Source organism: Paenibacillus sp. EPM92 (assembly GCF_016586185.1).
In the GTDB taxonomy this organism is placed as follows: Bacteria; Bacillota; Bacilli; order Paenibacillales; family NBRC-103111; genus Paenibacillus_G; species Paenibacillus_G validus.
In genome coordinates, this window is record NZ_BCPS01000128.1 from 1 (window position 1) to 1,161 (window position 1,161).

Sequence of the window (1,161 nt, forward strand, 5' to 3'; positions counted from 1 at the left end):
CCCGCAAGGCGCAAGGAGATACCGAAAGCGGACGGGAAGATGCGGCCGCTGGGCATTCCGGCGATTCGGGACAGAGTCGTGCAAATGGCGACGAAAATAGTGGTGGAACCGATCTTCGAAGCCGACTTCAAAGACTGCTCATACGGATTCAGGCCGAAGCGCAGCCAGCATGGGGCGATCCGGCATATCCGCCGAGCGGTGAAGAAGGGCGTCTACTGGGTGGTCGACATCGACATTCGGGGCTACTTTGACAACATAGCCCATGACAAGCTGATGCAACTGGTGGAACAGCGGATCAGCGACCGAAGGGTATTGAAGCTGATCCGGCAGTGGCTGAAAGCAGGATTCGTGAAAGATGATCAGTTTCACGAAACCGACTTAGGGAGTCCTCAGGGCGGCGTCATCTCCCCATTACTTTCGAATCTGTATCTGAACTACCTGGATACAATCTGGGAGAAGAAGTTCGCAGAGACGGGAACCATGGTGCGATACGCCGATGATCTTGTGATCTTGTGCAAAACCAAAGAACAAGCGCTAAGAGCGATCGACGTACTCAAGGCGGTATTCGGAAGGCTGGAAGTCGAAATGAACAGGGAAAAGTCCAAGCTCATCAACCTGTGGGACGATAAACAAGGATTTGACTTTCTGGGGATGCATCACCGGAAAATACCAAAGAAACTGAAGGGGAACAAAACAATCTCAATCCTTCGCAGTTACCCGTCCCAGAAGGCCATGAAGAGCATGAGACAGAAGGTGAAGGAAGCGACAGAGCCGAGAAACCGCCTGTACTGGACGATGAACCAGATGGTGGCGGAACTGAACCCCAAGATACAGGGGTGGAAGAACTACTATGGACTCGATGTCTTTGCCGACCCATTCCTGAACAAGATCGACTGGTACATCCGAAAACGCCTCACGCTGTTCTGGAACAAGAAGCGAAATCGTCGTAATAAACACAGCAGGTCCAAGCAAGCCGCCATGGCGGCACAGCTTGCAGGACTAAAGAAACTCGCCAGCTAGAGAAAGTACCGTAACGCTGAAGGAAGAAGAACATCGGAAAGCCGGATGAGGGAAAACCTCACGTCCGGTTTGATGCAGGGGGAGCTGGAAAAGTAAAAGGAGGGCTTGCGCCCTCCGATGAAATTTCAGTTCTCTACTCTA

The 1,161-nt window shown here is 52.2% G+C and carries 1 protein-coding gene; it reads left to right on the forward strand.

What is annotated here, in order from left to right; all coding sequences use genetic code 11:
- A partial coding sequence (gene ltrA / locus JMF85_RS27785; protein ID WP_236596030.1) for a group II intron reverse transcriptase/maturase occupies positions 1-1,020 on the forward strand: 1,020 nt, incomplete at its 5' end.
- Positions 1,021-1,161 lie beyond the last annotated feature (141 nt).